Genomic DNA, 18,678 nt, shown 5'->3' with positions numbered 1-18,678 from the left:
GATAAAAGTAAAGGCAATAATATAACCTCTCTTGAATTTAGTAATTGCCATTTATAAAAAAAAAATAGCTATTAGATAAAGTAATAAGCTATTTAAATTTGATTAAAACGGCACAAGTATAAATTGATTGTAAATTTAATACCCATGCCTATTTGGATCTTATCTTAATCCTATAAATGAATCTGGCTATCTTCAGTTATCTTGATTAACTGCTCTATCATCAAATACAATTTCCTCATTTATATCAAAATCACCATATCCATTGTATTTCTTATTTATAACAACATTAAATCGTTTAAACAGATTAAAAAAGTTTTCATGAGTAAATTCTGCTTCAAAGCTTATTCCAACAATGTAAGGATTTTGTTCTGTCGATTTTTCTTGATCTAAACAGATAATTGAAGCTGAAAAAAAATCAGAATAGCCATGATAAAAATTAGCCCCAATTGCTTTGTATTTAACCACATCGATACCCCTATCTAATAAAAATTGATCTAAATCGAAGTCGTCTGCTATATCAGCGGCAGCAGTACCTAAAAAGTCATTATATTGAACGGTTGCTTTCATAAGAATTATTGTTTTTGCAAATTACCGTTTAAAATTTTAGAATAAGCTAAAATCATAGCCAAAAAAACTTGATCAAATTTAGATGACAGTAACGTGATATATCTCTAATTTTCAGCGCGATACATTATTATGTCAGTTAAAAAACACACCTTACAGTTTATTTTTATTTTTTTAATTAAATACCCTTTATTGGTTGTAAGCGCCGAGGCCGCTTTCCTGAGAAAAGTCTTGGCAACCCTTCCACATTACCAGTTAGGGTTTCCCGTTCACCTTTATTCTTTCACTTCAACCACCCCATATACTAAGCAGTAAAATACCTTTCAGAAGCATCCACGTTTCCTGCATAGCTATTTTTGCCACACAATAACATCCTGCTCCATTGATTTGCATGTGCAGCGGCTGCTTCGTTCCTCGCAGTGACGGGTTGGAGAGGCTTTTCTAACCATTCACCCCTTACCTTACTTTTTCAACTCCACTAATATTTACTAATTATATTAGCAATATTACTTACATTTGTTGCATGCCAGCCAAACGCACCATAATGCATATCGATCTTGATTCATTTTTTGTTTCGGTTGAGCGCAAGTTTGACCCTTCGCTTATTGGCAAGCCGGTGATTATCGGCGGCTCAGCGGATAGGGGCGTGGTGGCCAGCTGCAGCTATGAGGCGCGCAAATTTGGGGTGCATTCGGCTATGCCTACGCGGCAGGCCGCAAAGCTTTGTCCGCATGCTATTTTTTTACGCGGCTCGCATAGCAGGTATGGCGAGGCCAGCAGGGAGGTTACCGAAATTATTCACAACGCGGTGCCGCTATACATGAAAACATCTATAGATGAGTTTTATATTGACTATACGGGGATGGATCGCTTTCATAACTGTTATAAGCATGCCGGCGAACTGCGTCAAAAGATTATACGGGATACCGGGCTGCCTATCTCGTTCGGCATGTCGTCGGGTAAAACAGTGTCAAAAATGGCTACTAACCAGGCAAAGCCTAACGGGCAGCTGTATATTCCGCATGGCAGGGAGAAAGAGTTTTTAGCGCCTTTGGCGATAGGTAAAATTCCAGGACTGGGCGAAAGTACAGCTAACAAATTACACCAATACGGTATTGAAAGGATCGGCCAACTCCAAAAAATGGATGTGCGTTTCCTGGAGGCTGTTTTTGGCAGGATGGGCAAATATATTTGGGAAAAGGCCAACGGTATTGATGATAGTGAGATTGTGCCACACAGCGACCGTAAATCAATCTCAACAGAGCATACCTTTCACACCAATATAGCCGACAGGCAAGCTATCGAAACTATCCTGGTATCAATGACGGAGGAACTTGCCGGGAAATTGCGCAAGGAAAACAAGGTAGCGTCATGCCTGGCTATAAAGGTGCGCTATGCCAACTTTGAAACCCATACCCAGCAAGAAAAAATAGCCTTAACCGCAGCTGAACATATCCTGATCCCCGGAGTAAAGAATCTGCTTAAAAAAGCATGGAACCAGCACCGGCCAATCAGGTTAATAGGGGTAAGGCTAAGTAACTTATGTACCGGCAGCTACCAGATAAACCTGTTTGAAGATAACGAGGAACGGATTAAGCTTTACCAGGCCATGGACAAGATCAACTTTAAATTCGGTGAAAAAACGGTGTGCCGGGCAGCGGCGATGGAAATTGGGACAAGGAATTTTAACCCGTTTATGCGTGGATAGGAAAATGGTTTCTTTTAAATATATTTACGAACATAAGTTTTCATATAATTGTACTTCAACTTTAATATGGCTACCATTCCCTTTAAAATATCACCCTCTATTTTAAAATGGGCAAGAAACTCAATTGGATATTCAATTGAAGATACTGCTCATAAACTTAGCATTACTCCGCAAAGATTGGAAGAGTGGGAGAAAGGATTGGCTTCACCGACTTATAACCAGCTTGAAAATTTAGCATATAAAATATATAAAAGACCTATTGCCACTTTCTTTAGAAAAGAACCGCCTACTGAAAAGCCTATTGAGAAGGATTTTAGAAATTTATCAAGCTCTGAAATTATGCATTTCTCAAGTGAAATGATTTTAGTTATCAGAAAAGCAAAGCATTTACAAAATCAAATAAAGGAATTAAATCTAAATTTAGAAGAGCCAGATTTTAGAAAATTTAAGGTCTCAATTGCTGACAACCCAATATTGGCTTCCGAAAGGTTTCGCGAATTTATCGGTCTGCCAATTGAAGTACAAAAAAAATGGAATTCTTCAAACGCATACGATAATTTCAAAAAGCACATTGAAAAGATTGGGATTTATGTGTTTCAAATTCAAATGCCATTTGAGGAGGCAAGAGGATTTTCTCTGACGGATGATGTTCCTATAATTGTTTTAAATACGGAAGATGCAAAAAATGGAAGAATATTTAGCCTTTTCCATGAAGTGTGTCACATCTTGTTTAATGTTGGTGGTGTATTTAGAGATAGGGAGACCAATAATTTAAATGCTGAATATAAGGCAATTGAGGATTTTTGCAATTTGTTTGCAGCATCATTTTTAATTCCAGATAAGCTTTTTAAAATTGATATAGACTACAGTCATAAAAAAATACAAGAATGGAGTGAAGTGGATTTAATTGCTTTATCCAAAATATACAATGTTAGTAAAGAGGCTATTTTAAGGAAGCTTGTTGATTTAAATTTAGCGTCTAAAAACTTCTATTTTACAAAAAAAAGGATTTGGAATGCAGAATTAGCCGCACATAAAGAAATTCAGAAACAGAAAAATAAAGATAGCGGCGGTGGTGTTCCACAAGATATTAAAGTAGTAAGTGAGAAAGGCAAATTATTTATTTCCAATGTTTTAGATAGTTATGAGAAAGGCAATATCACTTATGGTCAAATTTCTGAATTCTTAGAAGTAAAACTTGATCATCTTCCACAAATAATCCAAAGAATAAATAGATGACAGGACTATTTGATGATCCATATAAATATGTAATTGACAGTAGTGCCTTATTTGATTTGAAAAGGAATTATCCACCGACTGTTTTTAAAGGTGTTTGGGATAATTTTGAAAAAATGTGTAACTCTCTGGAAATTATTTCGGTTCGCGAAGTTAGAAGAGAAGTTGAGAAGGGAATGGATTGGTTAGTTGATTGGTCGAGAGAGAATTCAAGAATTTTTTTAGAACCCACCCATAATGAATTATTATATATTGGTGAACTTCAAGAAAAATATCCTTATTTGATCGATTATAATAGTGATAGGCCGGCAGCGGATCCATTTGTTATCGCATGTGCCAAAGAATACAAATTAAAGATTATTCAGCATGAAAAACTTCAAAACAACAAACAAAAGCTTCCATTTGTTGCTAAACAAGAAGGCGTGGAGTGTTTGTTATTGACTCAATTATTTGAATTAGAAAATTGGAAATTTTAAATTGATTAAAAATCCGCTATAAAACCCTCTTCATTAACAAATCCGTTTGCTTATCATCGCCCAATAAAAACTCATGGCTGCTGAATACTTCAAAGCCGTTGTGCCGGTAAAAACCTATGGCATTGGCGTTATGTTCCCATACACCAAGCCAAACGTATTCAAATTGCTTTTTAACGGCAGTATCAACAGCGAAATCTAAGAGCTGCTGCCCAATGTGTTTTTTATGATGCTGGCGCGATACGTAAATGCGTTCAACTTCTAAAGCCTTTTCATCCTGAAACTCAGTTTGGGCATCGGCAAAGTTTAACTTTAAGTAGCCAACTACTTCATCATCAAGCATGGCAAAATAAAATTCAGAGTTTGCGTTGATCAGCTCGGTTAGTATTTTTTGTGATGTAAATGCAACTGAAGCATAAGCTTCCATGTTTGCGGCATCATTAAGAGGACCAAAGAAATCAAAAAAGGTTGTTCTGCTGAAATCGAGCAGTACAGCTGCATCCGTCATTTCAGCTTTTTGGATAATTATTTTATTAGGCGACATCGGTATTTTAACTTAGTGATCCGGGTTCTCTGCGGCCGTTTTAACACAGAGAGATGCAGAGACGGTGCAAAGTACACTGAGATTTTTTAATCTTCAAATTATCAAATCAAAAAATCTTCAAATTAGTCAAACTGCTCCTGTAACCTTATCAGCCTATCGATCATCAAATTCAGCTTTTCCTCTTCGTTTTTAAACATGCGGGGCTTAAGGTAAAAGGTGATGAACAAAAACCATAGAATAATGGATCCGTAGGTTATCAGCTTAAAATAAAGAGGCGCCTTTTCCAGTACCTCAATAAAATATAAGGTTAGCCCAATGCTTATCATCAGCATAAATACATAATAAAACCAGCCTATAACTTTGCTGCGGTTTTTTTGATATGCTTTAAGTGTGTTTAAGTAGTCGGTTGGGTTTTGGGTAAGATCGTGCTTGTTTAATATGTGGTAATGACGTACAATAAGGGATAGGTACATCAGCATAGTTACTAAAATAATCAGGATGCCTATAATGGTGGCAGGGGAGCGGAATGCAAAAAAGAAAGTGATGATAAAGGCACACGCTATTAATGCAATCATTGCCACAATACCCCAATATAACCTGCTGGTTATACCGCGGATCCCCTTCTTCACCTGCTTTAGCGCCTCGTCCACCGAAAGCTTGTCGGGTTTTGGCTGTCCCTGCCAAACCGACATTAAATGCTCAAATTCTTTCATAGTGGTTATACAATTCTGTTAATTTCTGTTTAATGCGATATATTTTCACCCTTAGGTTTCCCTCCGAGATTCCCGATACATCTGCAATTTCGGGGTATGGCACTTCATCAAGCACCAGCGTAATTATAATTCTTTCTGATTCTTCCAACTTCGATATACACTTATAAAGCAAAGCCACCTGTTCGTTTTTTTCAGATAGTTCTTCTTTCTTATTCTCAGCAATAAAAGGTGTTAGCTCGTCTTTCGCCTGTCGTTTTTCTGACCGCAGGTAGGTAAGACAGGTATTAACAGCAATACGATAGATCCAGGTTGAGATCATTGCCTGGTTCCGGAATTTATCCAGGTTTTGCCAAACTTTTAAAAATGTTTCTTGTAAAAGGTCGTTCGCAGCATCATCATCACCAGTATAACCATAACATAAATGGTAGATCTTTTTTGAATTGGCTTCATAAATTTTCTTAAAAGCTGCTTCTTTTTCTGCCACTATCAGTTAATTTTTATTGTTAGATTTTAAAACCCCAAAGATGTTACAACAAATAATCATTCTTATAAAACCAGGGGAATTTATTTTCAGCTTCATCAAGCAGCCTGTTGTATTCCTGGCTGTGGTCAAACTGCAGGTCTTCATGTAGTTTTTTAATATTTGTGTTGATCTTTTCCACCTGCCTCATCAATATCATCCGCAATGGTTTATAGGAAGTATTTTTGTTGATGTATTGCAGGTAGTTAAAGCAAAAGTTCAAAAGCAGGTCTATTTCTGCTGGCTTTGAGGCCATAAACTTAACATATTTGCTTATTAGCCTTAAAACCTTACGTACACTTTTTGATGCCAGGTAGCTATGTGATGGCAGTTGGCTAAGCATAAAACCAACCTCGGCCTTTACTTTTTCAACAAAGGCGTGTTCATCATTAGCTTCAAACAGCAGGTAGGCCAGCAGCTCCTTATTTTCTTTTTTATACCTAACCAGGCGCAGGCAAAGCTCAGACAATTGCTCATGCGGCAAATGCTGGATCTCTTTCTTTATATCCTGTAAGCCATAGGTAGGTATGCTCATAAGTTTTAGTATGGGTGCAATTTACTAAATTTTGTAGTAACTGACTAATGCGGATGTTCATCTAACAAAATTACTGAGGAAAGGTTGAGAGAATATATTGTACCGCCAATTTATCTTTGCTATAGTTAGTATAAATGAATATTTTTGAGATACCAATTTATTCACCAGCCCAACGGCTTAATTTAATATTACAAGTATGAAACGTATCTCATTAACCTACATGTTGTTATGTATTGTAACTTTGAGCATCACAGCAAAGCAGAAGGTGCTGATATTCAGTAAAACAGCAGGTTTTCATCATAACTCAATTGCAGTTGGAATCCCGGCTATTATAAAACTGGGCCAGCAGAATAACTTTGATGCGGATACAACCACCGATGCTGCAAAGTTTACGTTTGATAATTTAAAGCAATATGCGGCAGTGATATTTTTAAGCACAACGGGCGATGTTTTGAATGATAAACAACAGGCTGAATTTGAAAAATATATCCGCAACGGCGGTGGTTTTGTCGGCGTACATTCAGCTACTGATACCGAGTACGACTGGCCCTGGTATGGCAACCTGGTTGGTGCTTATTTTAAAATCCACCCTGCACAGCAATTTGCAGTGTTGCATGTAGTCGACCGTAATTTTATAGCAACCAAACACTTGCCTGCTGAATGGCGCAGGTTTGATGAATGGTATAATTTTAAATGGATAGCACCAAACCTGCATGTGCTGATCACCATTGATGAAAAAAGTTATAAAGGGGGTTTAAATGGCGATAATCATCCTATGAGCTGGTATCATGATTATGATGGCGGCCGTGCATTTTATACCGAGCTTGGCCATACTGATGATTCATATGCTGACCCGCTTTATTTAAAACACCTTTTGGGCGGAATTGAATATGCTATGGGTAATGCAGGTAAATAAATTAATTTTTGTAAGTAATCATCTTAAATTTGCAGGCTTTCAATAATTACCTGCATGAATATTTTCCCAACCCAGTATTCTACACTTTCATCAGCTGCTTTAAATGGTTTTTTATCAGAGCGTTATGGGTTTTCAGATACATCCTGCCGTCTGCTCGTCCGTAATGTTAGTGATACCTACCTGCTGGAGAACCGGACGGACAAATATATTTTTAAGATTTACCGGGATGCACACCGCAAGCTTGATGAGATAAAAGGCGAAGCTGAATTGCTTACCATTTTAGAGGAAAGAGGTGCAAAAGTATCCCATCCCATAAAAGACCTAAATGGCGATATTATCCAGGCCTTTAATGCTGCTGAAGGCACCCGTTATGGTATTTTATTCACGTACGCCAAAGGCAGGGTTGTAAGTGCAATGAATGATGAGCAACTAGCCGTACTTGGCCGTGAAATGGCAGCTATACATAATATAACTGCCAATATTGAGCTGAACCACAAACGGATAGTATTTAATCCGGATACAACTATTACCGAACCCATTAAAACCATAAAACCCGCATTTGATGAGTTGCCTGATGAATATGCTTATTTAACTGATACTGCAAAATCAGTAATTGTAAAGCTTGAGCAGTTCAATTTTACCAACTTTAGCTATGGCTATTGTCACTATGATTTTTTGCCGAAGAATTTTCATTTTGACAGGGATAATAACATCACCTTTTTCGATTTTGATTTTGCAGGAAAGGGCTACCTGGCAAATGATATTACTTCACTGTATATCCATTACTTTTTAGAAGCAAGCTCGGGCAAAATAACACGCGACGAAGCCGACACATCATTTGCCATTTTTGTTGAGAATTACCGTAAAGTAAGGCTTTTGCATTATGATGAGCTTAAAGCCACCCCATACCTTGGTTTTGCATTTTGGGTATTTTATCTTGGGTTTCAGTATGATAACTTTGATGATTGGTCGAGCATATTTTTTGGCCCAAAGTTTTTAAGGGATAGGGTAGCTTTGATAAAAAAGTGGATGGAATGGTTTGAAATATAAGCTACCTTTATTTTTTATGAAAGATTCGAAATTTAATCTTGATGGCCGCATTTGGATAGAAACAGCAGGAGAGAAAATACTGGGGCATGGCCGTGTTGAATTATTGGAAAGGATCAAGGAGTCGGGCTCTATCCGCCAGGCTGCTTTACAGATGAAGATGTCGTACAAACAGGCCTGGGATCTGATCAATCATATGAATACACATTTTACATCACCCATTGTAATATCACACAGGGGCGGCAAAGGCGGCGGGAACGCTGTAGTAACAGACTATGGACTTAATGTGATCAGCCAGTTTCATTCCTTTCAAGCTAAGCTTAAAACCTTTTTAGCTGAAAACAGCAACGAAATAAACCTGTAAATTTTTAATGTTACTTTATTATAAATAAAAGAAAACATATTCTCATTTTTACGTTATGTAAAATTTAATATATCGATCCTATATAAAAAAACTATGAAGAAACATACATTTACCCTGATTGCGCTGATCGCGTTTTTTATCAGCCCATATTTAACAAAAGCACAGCCAACTGTTAAAGAGGCATCGGTAAAGGTAACTGGCGAGGTAGCTTCAGCGCTCGACTTAAAATTAGCTGATCTGCAGCAGTTTAAACAAACTGAACTTACACGAAAAGACAGGGATGGTAAAGATCATATTTACTCAGGTGTTATACTTTCGGAGATCCTGCAAAAGGCAGGCGCTACGTTAGGAAAGGATCTGCGCGGCGAAAACCTTACTAAATTTGTACAGGTAGAAGCCAGCGATGGTTATCAGGTTGTTTTTGCACTTGCTGAGCTCGATAAAGATTTTACAGACCGTATGATCATATTGGCAGATAAGGTCGATGGCAAACCTTTATTGCCTGCTGACGGCCCTTTTCGTATTATTGTACAGGATGAAAAAAAGCCGGCCAGATGTATTAAGCAGGTAATCGGTATTAAAATTCAGTTTGCTAAATAGAGTTTAGATTAAATGAAAACAGGATTTCCTACCGCAGAAATTAGGATACAAGGTATGGCCCCGCTTATACAGGTGTTTGATATGGCGGTATCGTTAAAATTTTACAGAGACCTGTTAGGCTTTTCAGTTACAATGTCATCAGGCGAAGGCGACAATGTAGATTGGGTACTATTAAAACTTAATGATATAGACCTGATGTTAAACACAGCGTACGAAAGGGAATTAAGGCCTTTAAAACCCGATGCTGACCGGACTGCAGCGCATGAGGACCTGACCTTATACTTTGGCTGCCCGGATACGGATGCTTTATGCGAATACCTTCAGGCTAATAATGTAACCGTTAATAAACCCGAAATTACCAAATACAACTGGAAGGCCCTGAATTTTAAAGATCCTGACGGATACGGGCTTTGTTTTCACTGGCCCTTGCCAAACTCCTGATTGCTTATTGAAATTTGACGTATTCTCAATGCGCTTTATTTTGAAAAACCTGGCTATTACTGCAGAACCCGGTTATCTTACTCTAAATGGTTATTATAAACATTTTGACAATGTAAACAGCCGTTATCCGTACTTCAGGAGTTCGTTACGGTATTCCGTTGATTTTGAGTAGAGGTCACGCCAGTCACAATGTTTTTAATCTAATCCAACCCTGGCAGTTCTATATAAAAAATGGTTCCTTTACCTGTATTATTTTCAAACCAGATATTTCCGTTATGTAACTCGATGATCCTTTTTGAAATGGATAAGCCAAGCCCGAATGGCTGCTCGCCATTAGTGCCATTTTTTTTTGCAGGAGTAAACATTTCAAAAATAGTATCTTTCTGATCAGCCGGAATGCCGATACCGTTATCCGCAACTGAAATAAGTACTCGCCCACTAGCTGTCTTAATACCTACTTTAATAATTTCACCTGAATAACTAAATTTTATAGCGTTTACAATTAAGTTATTGATAACCCTCCATATTTTTTCGTGATTTACATGGGCCATTACAGGTTCGTTATTATGCTCAAAAAGTATTTGCTGCTGTTTGTCTCTTGCCTTAAATTGAAGCAGTTCAACAGAATCATACAAAAGCGATTTTAAATCCAGCGTTTGTTTTACTACCTGCTCATTCTCATCAGCCAAACCGGTTTTAAGCAGTTCGTTTATCATTTCCATTGAATGTAAACCGGTTGTTTCAATCAGCTTAAGCATGCTTTTGCAGTCTTCAGAGAGTTCATCTTCAACCATAAGCATAGTTGCAAGCCCTGTTATACCCGAAAGCGGATTTCGAAGGTCATGGGCCATTACCCGCATAATACGGAGGTAGTTTTTATTAACACGTTCCATTTCGTCCAGGGAATTTTGTAGCTGCCTGTTCTGCAGGGTTAGTTCCTGGTGGCTTTTTCTTGTTCTTTTAAAGGTTCGGCTTATCATTAAAATAGTTATTATAAAAAAAAATGTGAATATGACAAAAGCAATCAGGAAACTTGAAGATACTATTATACCTCCTGTAATTAAGCTTAAATACATATATTCATTATCAGGTATGATGTAATTGCAGCATTAATTGGGTTAAAACAAATGCTTGTTATTATTGGTGAATTAGTTTAAAACGATTTTGGGTAAACAGTGATAAATAAGATTGATTGTTGTTATACGCATTTAAGTTTAAATTAATCATGTTAAACGGCAGACTTTATAAAAGTGTTGTGAATATTTTAATTAACTAATTAACTAATAATGGATAACAAAATATAAAACCGGCTAATATCTATTATTTGAGCGGCTAATTATTGTAATTTAATACAGACATTGTATATTACAGGGGCAAGCAATAATAGCTTTATTTATGAAAAATATATATAGACTCTCTGTAACAATATTGTTTGTTACGTTTATAACGGGGTGCAAAAAAGCTGATGTCCAAATAAATGGAAAAGACACAGCGACGCACAGATCAAATTTCAGGGTTATTGGATACCTGCCATTACACAGCATTGAAAATGGACTGGGCGTCAATTTTGATTTTAGCAGGATAAACTACCTGAATATTGCCTTTATTAACCCCAACCAAAATGCAAATTTTACTGTAACATCTGCTTTAAGCAATGTTGTATTTGCCGCCCATGCAAAAAATACAAAAGTTTTGATATCCATAGGTGGTGGTTCAGCCCCGGCGTATTATTCATCACTTTTGTCAGATACTTTGCGCAGTACATTAATAAATAACCTGGTAAAGCTTGTTGCAGATAATAATTTGGATGGTATTGATGTAGACCTTGAGGGTGAACGGATTGATAATAATTATGAAGCCTTTGTTACCGGATTATCAACGGCTCTAAAGTCAAAAAATAAACTACTCACATCAGCCGTTGCCACTGCGTATATGTCAAAATACACAGATAGTGCCCTCGCGGTTTATGATTTTATAAATATTATGTCTTATGATAAAACCGGCCAATAGAGACCCAGTAACCCGGGACCGCATTCGCCATACGATATGGCTGTTTCTGATTTGGATTACTGGACAAATACAAGAGCTATAGCAAAAGAAAAACTTAGTCTTGGCGTACCCTTTTATGGTTATGGCTTTGGAACAGGTGCACCCGCAGATATCAATTTCAAGGAACTTGTTGCACAATACCCAGGCTCGGAAAATACCGATCAGGTAACCGTTGCAGGTGGTGGAATAATTTATTATAATGGGATCCCGACTATTAAAAGCAAAACAACTCTTGCCCTGCAAAATGCAGGCGGAATAATGATCTGGCAGTTGATGGGAGATGATTCCGGGAGTAAATCATTATTAAATACTATTAATGATACTATAAACCCTGCCAGGTAAAATACCCGTCTGTATTTTAAATCCGATCTTTAAACAGACCTTTAAAAACCTTTAAGTAACCCGATAAATATTGAAAAGACTTATTGCCATAACTTTGCTGTCGTTTCACCTGTTTAATATGGGTGATTATCTGGTACAAACTTTAATTAGCAATTAATAAATTATTTATTTGATAAAAACTTATAAATATCTATATTCAATTCACCAATTAACCTAATGTTTAAATGAAAGAGAATAAAACGAGTCCCTGGATCTTTTGGACAGGCTTTTGTATATTGCTGATCCCCGGACTGGTACATGCTTACTTGTTAATGCCTTTTCCGGGCAGCCAGGACCTTAATGCTATAACCATTTCCTATTACCTCGAAAAAATTGTAACCCCGTTACGCATAGCCGGAGCTGTATTAGTGCTTTTTTATATTGTAAAATATTTTACAACAAACTCACTAAAAAACCAGGTAATAAAGATTGCGGCATTAGTGTTTTACCTGGGAACTTTTTATGTAAGTGATGTTTTGTATAAAGCCGAAACCATGTTTGAAGAACCCAAAACAGTAAGTTTCACTAATGCGATACATAACCATGTGCCTGAGAGCCTTGTAATATTGGGTGTTGTTAATAATGGCGTTGCAAAAGCTTATCCGCTGGTTTACTTGGGATATCACCACAAAGTACAAGACAATGTTGGCGGCGAACCTGTACTGGTTACTTATTGTACCATGTGCCGTACCGGGCGCGTATTTAGCCCTGTTGTTAATGGCAAAAGGCAGAATTTTCGTTTGGTGGGAGCAAGACATTATAACGCTGTAATTGAAGACTCCGCAACTAAAAGCTGGTGGTACCAGGCTACAGGTATTGCTGCTGCAGGTCCGTTAAAAGGAAGTCGTTTGAAAGAATTATATTATGAACAATCAACTCTGGGTGCATGGCTGGCTAAATATCCCGGCTCGCTTATCCTGCAACCCGACAAACATTATATGGCTGATTATAACGACCTCAAAAATTATGATAGAATCCAGGCTATTGACAAAGACAGCACCATTAAAAATAAAGATACAATGGTGAGAAAAAGCTGGGTTGTTGGCGTAATTGTTGACAAGCAGGCTAAAGCCTATAACTGGCGCAAACTGGTAAAAACAAGGTTACTGAATGATAAACTGGCAAATACACCGCTTATGGTTAGCCTTGAAAAGGATAGCCTTACCTACCATGTTTGGAACAGGATGGTAAATGGGAAGGAACTGCACTTTAGCCTTGATCCAGCCGGGCTGTTAACCGACCAGGAAACAGTATCAACCTGGAATTGGGATGGCTTATGTACTGCCGGGGTTAATAAAGGGGCACAATTAAGTAAGATCCAGGCTTACCAGGAGTATATGCATTCGTGGAAACACTTTCACCCCGGGTCATCGTTTCAATAACTGATGAATTTTAATATTCAACATAAGCCCGGATGATATTCAGACCGGGCTTTGTTTTTTAAATCAACCATAAATATTATAGTTAGTATTATATCTCTTTTATCTTTTCCCGGTGTGCAATACCCCAGTCTATCATGGCCATAATAACCGGGCCGAATGTTTTACAATAATCAGTTGATTCATACTCCACTAAAACGGGCGTATCAGGTGTAACCGTTCTTGTTATCAGTTTGTTGATCTCCATTTCCTTTAGCTCACGCGAAAGCATACGGGTAGTTATCCCGGGAATGCTCCTTTCAATTTCCCTGAAACGTTTATTACCATTACATATGGAATTGATGATGGGCAGCTTCCATTTGCCGCCAATTACGTATATCGTATCCTGTAACGCTTGTCGCTCTTTTGCCTGATCTCTGTTTGTTACATCCATGGTATTATATTAAGTAAAGTTGGTATACTCTGTTATACTGGTTACAAAGTTATATCATTTACATTTTATATTTGCATCCTAATAAAAAAATATAAAAATGAATTATTTAAAAAATAAAATAGCAGTTATAACAGGCGGGAATAGCGGTATTGGTTATGCTGCGGCAAAGGAATTAAAAGCACAGGGCGCAACTGTAATTATTACCGGGCGCAGAAAAGAAGCCATTGAAAGAGCATCAGCTGAGTTAGGTGTAACGGCAATTGTTGCCGATCAATCAAATGTTGAAGCTACTGAAAGTTTGGCTGCGCAGGTAAGCAAAGATTTTGGTAAGATTGATATTCTGTTTATTAATGCGGGTATAACTGGTATCTCGAAAATTGAGCATGCAACTGAAGCAATGTTTGATGAAGTGATGGCGGTTAACTTTAGGGGCGCTTATTTTACCTTGAGCAAGTTTATCCCCTTGTTGAATGATGGCGCTTCGGTTGTTTTTCTTTCATCAAATGTTGCCAGTATGAATTACGCCGGGTCATCAATTTACTCGTCAAGCAAGGCCGCCCTTAATTCTGTTATGAAAATAGCCGCGCTGGAACTGGCGCCACGAAAAATAAGGGTGAATGCGGTTAGTCCGGGCCCTACAGAAACGGAGTTACTAAACAAAGTGGGGTTTGATGAGGATACTTTAAAAACTATTAAATCTTCAATTTTAGGCAGGATCCCTTTAAACCAAATGGGCACGGCAGAAGATGTAGCCGGTATGGTAGCTTATTTTTGCGGTGATGCAGCTAAATTTATCACCGGGGCAGAGATCCTGATGGATGGCGGAATGTCTTTAGCTTAAACAAAGTTTTCTTTTTTTTCAGGATGTTTAATATCCAGGGCAGGGTATGCGCTATAACAAATCAATGGCCAAACATCCCCGTTGAATTGGCATGTTCTGCCCCTTATTAAATAAGTTTATGAGTTTATATTTGCTTATCTGATAAGCAGATCAATTTAAACTACAAATTAAAGAAATGAGAAAATTAGTTTTATTTATGCACGCAACGCTTGACGGCTTTGCGGCAGGACCCAACGGTGAGATGAACTGGATCCACGTTGACGATGAGATTTTTGATTATGCAGGCAGCAGAACAGATAACGCCGATACTGGCTTATACGGACGGGTTACTTATGAAATGATGGATGCCTATTGGCCAATTGCAGGCGATAGTCCCAATGCATCTAAACACGATAAGCAACATTCCGAATGGTATAACAGGGTAGATAAAGTGATTATATCAAAAACTATGCGTGGCCAGGATTCGGATAAAAGAAAAGTAATCAGCGATAATATTCCGGCACAGGTAACAGCATTAAAGCAACAGGAGGGCAAGGAAATTGTAATGTTTGGCAGCCCCGGTACAGCGCATTCATTAATGCAATACGACCTGATTGACGAATACTGGCTGTTTATAAATCCGGTATTGTTAGGACAGGGGATCCCGTTATTTAAAGATCTTAAAGAAACGATCAACCTAAAGCTGATTGAAGCCAGGGCTTTTACATCAGGTGTGGTTTGCCTGCATTATGAGAAGGAACAATTATTGTAAATATCCACTTACAAATATCGGATCCGCAATTATAAAGGAGTAAATTTATTTCTATTGAACTTTTTAAGGTTCCGGCATTTACTTTATAATCCACAACATGCAGCTGCCGTAATCCAATTTAACTTCCTTTACTCATTCCTTCATGGATTGGAATGGTTCATTAAAGCTGTCCCCAATTATTTGATTTTTGTATCTTTGATCTATGGCAACATTTGTTGAGCTTCAAACATTTTATAAAAACTTTCCTAGTCAGTCATCAGAACCAGTTAAGAATGAAACTGGCCATTTTAATATTTTTAAAATAGAGGATATCCTTTTGCCGAAGAGTAAACAGGCCAGCTATAGCCGGCGCAGCTTTTATAAGGTTAGCCTCATAACGGGTCACAATAAACTGCATTATGCCGATAAATGTATTGAGATTACCGCAAGCGCACTGGTGTTTACAAATCCCACTATCCCCTATAAATGGGAAAGGATCAGCGAAAAGCAAACCGGTTATTTCTGCATCTTCACCGAGCCTTTTTTTAACAGGTTTGAGAATATAAAAGATTATCCTGTTTTTCAGTTTATTGATGCCGCCATTATACCTTTAGCCGCACATGAGGTGCCTGAATATAATGAGCTGTTTTTAAAGATATTTAACGAGTTGCAAAGTGATTATATTTACAAATACGATCTGCTGCGCAACCTTTTAATGGAGATTGTACACTCTGCGCAAAAAAGACAGCCGGTTTATGGCAGAATGCTTGCCGGCTCCAACGCGTCTGAACGGATCACTGCCTTATTTGCTGAATTATTGGAACGGCAATTCCCTATAGAATTAAATTACCAGGTATTAAAATTAAATTCTCCGTCTGCATTTGCCCGGCAGTTAAATCTGCATGTAAATCATTTAAACAAGGCACTTAAAGAAATATCCGGAAAAACCACATCGCAGTTAATTAATGAAAGGATATTGCAGGAAGCGAAAATTCTGTTAAGAAGCACCAATTGGACAATTAACGAAATAGCCTGGAGCCTGGGTTTTGAGGAACCTAATCATTTTTCGGCCTTTTTTAAGAGTAAGGCTATGATTAGTCCCAATAAATTCAGACAATCGGCAATTGATTGATTTTTATAGTTTTTGATTTCGTTTTGATATCTCCGGTACTTAGTAATTGGTGAAATTTGCATAATAAATAAGTTTATTATGTGGACAAAAAATAATATGCCGGACCAAACCGGTAAAACAGCCATAGTAACCGGCGCCAATGCCGGGATTGGTTTTGAAACAGCGTTTGCTTTATACCAAGCAGGTGCACATGTTATACTGGCCTGCCGAAGCCAGGAGAACGCAGATGAGGCGTTTAGCAAAATACAGGCGAAAAAGGGAAGTGGCACACTTGAAACGGCACTGCTCGATCTGTCGAGCCTGGCTGCCGTAAAACAATTTGCTGAAACTTTTATACAAAAGCACCGTCAGCTTCATTTATTAATAAATAATGCAGGGGTGATGATCCCTCCAGCATCAAAAACGGCCGACGGATACGAACTGCAATTCGGGGTTAACTTTTTAGGGCATTTTGCGCTTACAGGTTACTTATACCTATTACTAAATGCAACCCCAGGTTCGCGCATAGTTACTGTAAGCAGCCTGGCTTACCTTAACGGAGTTATTGATTTTGATAATCTAAAATCGGAAAAGGATTATAATGCAATGCGGGAGTATTGTCAAAGCAAACTGGGCAATCTTATTTTCTCAATAGAACTGCAGCGCAGGATAACCGCTGCAAACGATCAAACGGTTTCAATAGCAGCGCAGCCGGGAGCAAACAAAACGGAACTGACAAGACACATGAGTGAAGAGGCCTTTAATACAGCTGTAGCGCGCGTAGGGGAGTTAATGGATCCCTGGCAAGGGGCGTTGCCATCGCTGTATGCTGCTACATCTGCCGATGCAAAAGCAGGAGAACTCTATGGGCCGGATAAAGACGGAGGTTATAGAGGTTACCCGGCAAGGGCAACTATTACGCCAAACGCTTTGGATGAACAGATTGCTAAGAAACTGTGGGAATGGGCAGAAAAAGTTACCGGTCTAAATTATCCAAAGTTATAAATATTTAAAACAACAAAGCTTGATCTGCTTGCCAAATCAGGCTTTGTTGTTTTAAACAGACCATATGTGTTTCAGTACATTATTCCCTTATCCAGATATTCCGGTAGCTTATTGGTAAACTCTTATCACCATGTGCCTGCAACTTAAGCGGGGCAGGGCCATGTTTAACGTATACGTGTTTAGTACCAGTTGAGGTAAAGCCTTGTATAGCCTGGTTGTTTTGTACTAACACGCCATTAAAAAAGATAGTAACACGCGCGGGTGTTTTTACTGAACCATCTTCGTTAAATTCCGGGTCGGTGTAAGCAATATCGTATACGTTCCATTCGCCGGGTTTTTTCTCAGGGTTTGCTAAAGGAATAGATTCCCTGTAGACGCTGCCTGCCATCCCGTTAACATAGGTTTTATTATCGTTGTTAGAGTTGTCTAACACCTGGATCTCATATCTTCCGGATAAAAAAACACCGCTATTGCCTCGTTCTTGTCCTTCGCCTTTAATATCTGCGGGGATTCTCCATTCAATATGTAACTGGTAGCTCGTAAATTTTCTTTTAGTTTCTATATCGCCTGATGTTTTGTTTACCGTAATAATATCATCAGCAACTGTCCATTTTGCCGGTGACTGATCTTTTGCCGATACCCACTCATCCAGGTTTTTGCCATCAAATAATATAATAGCATCAGAAGGAGCGCTACTAAATGTTTTTCCAGGAACAACCACATTGGGCAAGGGTGTATAAATCTCGGCATTATTTGGATTCGCCGAACTGATATTTGCTTGTTTAATGGCAATTGTCTGCGTTTGCCCGTGTACAATAGCTGTTGCACATAGCAATGCTGTTGTTAAAATCAGGTTGTTTTTCATAAGTTTAGTTTTTACAGATACTTTATAATGGTGTTGGGGTCACAATATAAGAATTATGAAATTTGTACACTATCAGTAATGAAAATTATACAAAAGCCGTATCTTGTTGACTGAAGGTAAAAAAAACTTTGTTAGAAAGAATTTTGTCGTAATCTCCCCCTCAAATTGGCTTCTTCTCCATCTTTAATAATAACTTAATTGAAATACATTTACACTATAAATT

Annotated in this window: 21 protein-coding genes and 1 pseudogene; 14 read left to right on the top strand and 8 right to left on the bottom strand. The window is 38.0% G+C overall.

Features of this window, described 5'->3' with window-relative positions:
• Positions 1-192: 192 nt before the first annotated feature.
• On the bottom strand, positions 193-567 hold the full coding sequence (locus JWQ54_RS28485) for a hypothetical protein (protein ID WP_299591408.1): 375 nt from the start codon (positions 565-567) through the stop codon (positions 193-195).
• A 520-nt stretch (positions 568-1,087) separates the two neighbouring features.
• Here JWQ54_RS28485 and dinB point away from each other — a divergent pair.
• The 3 genes from dinB (at position 1,088) to JWQ54_RS28470 (ending at position 3,984) form a co-directional block, all read left to right on the top strand.
• Positions 1,088-2,272: a DNA polymerase IV gene (gene dinB, locus JWQ54_RS28480; RefSeq protein ID WP_299591406.1), complete on the top strand. Its 1,185-nt coding sequence runs from the start codon at positions 1,088-1,090 to the stop codon at positions 2,270-2,272.
• Positions 2,273-2,338: 66 nt separating this feature from the next.
• Positions 2,339-3,511 (top strand): XRE family transcriptional regulator, encoded by a 1,173-nt coding sequence (locus tag JWQ54_RS28475; RefSeq protein WP_299591404.1) that lies wholly within the window; start codon positions 2,339-2,341, stop codon positions 3,509-3,511.
• The gene (locus JWQ54_RS28470; protein WP_299591402.1) at positions 3,508-3,984 is read left to right on the top strand and encodes a DUF4411 family protein; all 477 of its coding nucleotides are present in this window, start codon (positions 3,508-3,510) and stop codon (positions 3,982-3,984) included. The genes JWQ54_RS28475 and JWQ54_RS28470 overlap by 4 nt, the downstream gene beginning before the upstream one ends.
• A 16-nt stretch (positions 3,985-4,000) precedes the next feature.
• Here the strand turns inward: JWQ54_RS28470 and JWQ54_RS28465 are convergent, their stop codons facing one another.
• From JWQ54_RS28465 to JWQ54_RS28450, 4 genes are all read right to left on the bottom strand, one after another.
• Positions 4,001-4,525 carry a GNAT family N-acetyltransferase gene (locus JWQ54_RS28465; RefSeq protein WP_299591400.1) on the bottom strand — a complete coding sequence of 175 codons (525 nt, stop codon included), beginning with the start codon at positions 4,523-4,525 and terminating at the stop codon, positions 4,001-4,003.
• A gap of 122 nt (positions 4,526-4,647) precedes the next feature.
• Positions 4,648-5,238: a hypothetical protein gene (locus JWQ54_RS28460; RefSeq protein ID WP_299591398.1), complete on the bottom strand. Its 591-nt coding sequence runs from the start codon at positions 5,236-5,238 to the stop codon at positions 4,648-4,650.
• Entirely contained in the window at positions 5,225-5,722 is a 498-nt protein-coding gene (locus tag JWQ54_RS28455) for an RNA polymerase sigma factor (RefSeq protein ID WP_299591396.1), read from the bottom strand. The genes JWQ54_RS28460 and JWQ54_RS28455 overlap by 14 nt, the downstream gene beginning before the upstream one ends.
• Positions 5,723-5,765: 43 nt before the next feature.
• A complete protein-coding gene (locus JWQ54_RS28450) occupies positions 5,766-6,293 on the bottom strand; it encodes a hypothetical protein (RefSeq protein ID WP_299591394.1) in 528 nt (175 codons plus the stop codon).
• A gap of 196 nt (positions 6,294-6,489) precedes the next feature.
• On the opposite strand from JWQ54_RS28450, the gene JWQ54_RS28445 reads away from it, so the two are divergent.
• The 5 genes from JWQ54_RS28445 (at position 6,490) to JWQ54_RS28425 (ending at position 9,661) form a co-directional block, all read left to right on the top strand.
• On the top strand, positions 6,490-7,209 hold the full coding sequence (locus JWQ54_RS28445) for a ThuA domain-containing protein (RefSeq protein WP_299591392.1): 720 nt from the start codon (positions 6,490-6,492) through the stop codon (positions 7,207-7,209).
• A 54-nt stretch (positions 7,210-7,263) separates the two neighbouring features.
• On the top strand, positions 7,264-8,259 hold the full coding sequence (locus tag JWQ54_RS28440; RefSeq protein ID WP_299591390.1) for a phosphotransferase: 996 nt from the start codon (positions 7,264-7,266) through the stop codon (positions 8,257-8,259).
• Between the two features lie 16 nt (positions 8,260-8,275).
• Entirely contained in the window at positions 8,276-8,620 is a 345-nt protein-coding gene (locus JWQ54_RS28435; RefSeq protein WP_299591388.1) for a winged helix-turn-helix domain-containing protein, read from the top strand.
• A gap of 93 nt (positions 8,621-8,713) precedes the next feature.
• Positions 8,714-9,220 (top strand): molybdopterin-dependent oxidoreductase, encoded by a 507-nt coding sequence (locus JWQ54_RS28430; RefSeq protein ID WP_299591386.1) that lies wholly within the window; start codon positions 8,714-8,716, stop codon positions 9,218-9,220.
• A gap of 12 nt (positions 9,221-9,232) precedes the next feature.
• Positions 9,233-9,661: a VOC family protein gene (locus tag JWQ54_RS28425; RefSeq protein WP_299591384.1), complete on the top strand. Its 429-nt coding sequence runs from the start codon at positions 9,233-9,235 to the stop codon at positions 9,659-9,661.
• Between the two features lie 200 nt (positions 9,662-9,861).
• Here JWQ54_RS28425 and JWQ54_RS28420 read toward each other — a convergent pair whose 3' ends face one another.
• The gene (locus tag JWQ54_RS28420; RefSeq protein ID WP_299591382.1) at positions 9,862-10,641 is read right to left on the bottom strand and encodes a sensor histidine kinase KdpD; all 780 of its coding nucleotides are present in this window, start codon (positions 10,639-10,641) and stop codon (positions 9,862-9,864) included.
• A gap of 415 nt (positions 10,642-11,056) precedes the next feature.
• Here JWQ54_RS28420 and JWQ54_RS28415 point away from each other — a divergent pair.
• Together JWQ54_RS28415 and JWQ54_RS28410 are read left to right on the top strand one after the other, a co-directional pair.
• Positions 11,057-12,052: pseudogene (locus tag JWQ54_RS28415) on the top strand (glycosyl hydrolase family 18 protein).
• Positions 12,053-12,276: 224 nt separating this feature from the next.
• On the top strand, positions 12,277-13,473 hold the full coding sequence (locus tag JWQ54_RS28410) for a DUF3179 domain-containing (seleno)protein (RefSeq protein ID WP_299591355.1): 1,197 nt from the start codon (positions 12,277-12,279) through the stop codon (positions 13,471-13,473).
• Between the two features lie 88 nt (positions 13,474-13,561).
• Here the strand turns inward: JWQ54_RS28410 and JWQ54_RS28405 are convergent, their stop codons facing one another.
• Positions 13,562-13,903 (bottom strand): helix-turn-helix domain-containing protein, encoded by a 342-nt coding sequence (locus tag JWQ54_RS28405; RefSeq protein ID WP_299591354.1) that lies wholly within the window; start codon positions 13,901-13,903, stop codon positions 13,562-13,564.
• 97 nt (positions 13,904-14,000) lie between these two features.
• Here JWQ54_RS28405 and JWQ54_RS28400 point away from each other — a divergent pair, with 97 nt between their 5' ends.
• The 4 genes from JWQ54_RS28400 (at position 14,001) to JWQ54_RS28385 (ending at position 17,590) form a co-directional block, all read left to right on the top strand.
• A complete protein-coding gene (locus tag JWQ54_RS28400; RefSeq protein WP_299591352.1) occupies positions 14,001-14,744 on the top strand; it encodes an SDR family oxidoreductase in 744 nt (247 codons plus the stop codon).
• A gap of 175 nt (positions 14,745-14,919) precedes the next feature.
• Entirely contained in the window at positions 14,920-15,495 is a 576-nt protein-coding gene (locus JWQ54_RS28395) for a dihydrofolate reductase family protein (RefSeq protein ID WP_299591350.1), read from the top strand.
• Positions 15,496-15,697: 202 nt separating this feature from the next.
• Positions 15,698-16,606 carry an AraC family transcriptional regulator gene (locus JWQ54_RS28390; RefSeq protein WP_299591348.1) on the top strand — a complete coding sequence of 303 codons (909 nt, stop codon included), beginning with the start codon at positions 15,698-15,700 and terminating at the stop codon, positions 16,604-16,606.
• Between the two features lie 78 nt (positions 16,607-16,684).
• A complete protein-coding gene (locus tag JWQ54_RS28385; protein ID WP_299591346.1) occupies positions 16,685-17,590 on the top strand; it encodes an oxidoreductase in 906 nt (301 codons plus the stop codon).
• Between the two features lie 79 nt (positions 17,591-17,669).
• Here the strand turns inward: JWQ54_RS28385 and JWQ54_RS28380 are convergent, their stop codons facing one another.
• Entirely contained in the window at positions 17,670-18,455 is a 786-nt protein-coding gene (locus JWQ54_RS28380; protein ID WP_299591344.1) for a DUF1080 domain-containing protein, read from the bottom strand.
• Positions 18,456-18,678: the final 223 nt, after the last annotated feature.

This window comes from Mucilaginibacter sp. (assembly GCF_028288225.1).
Lineage (GTDB): Bacteria > Bacteroidota > Bacteroidia > Sphingobacteriales > Sphingobacteriaceae > Mucilaginibacter.
This window is presented reverse-complemented; position numbering and strand designations above follow the sequence as displayed.